General features: G+C 45.3%; 1 protein-coding gene. It reads left to right on the forward strand.

Annotated elements, in window-relative coordinates; all coding sequences use genetic code 11:
- Positions 1–382 (forward strand): YitT family protein (locus tag KH400_RS22150; protein ID WP_217228317.1); only part of this gene is annotated, 382 nt, incomplete at both ends.

A 382-nucleotide genomic window follows, 5' to 3' on the forward strand; every position in this document is an offset into this window, starting at 1 on the left:
CCCATGGGACGTACGCTATTCGCACTGGATGTCGTGGTCTTGACGGCTTCGCTAGTTTATATTGACGTCGTTCAAATGATGTATACCGTTATTGCGGCCTTTGTGTTTGCGCAAATGGTTAACTTCACCCAAAAGGGATCTTATGCAGCTCGTGCATTCCTAATCTTCACATCAAAGCCAGAAGAGATTTCGCATGCAATTATGCAAGATTTGGAACGTGGCACGTCATTGCTACACGCTGAAGGTGGCTTTACGCACAATGAACAACGAGTTGTCTACGCAGTGGTTGATCCGTCAGAAATGAATGTGGTGCGAAAGATTATTGATGATATCGATCCACGTGCATTCGTGACGGTCATGGATACACAAGAAACATTAGGTG

The organism is Desertibacillus haloalkaliphilus, assembly GCF_019039105.1.
GTDB lineage: Bacteria > Bacillota > Bacilli > Bacillales > KJ1-10-99 > Desertibacillus > Desertibacillus haloalkaliphilus.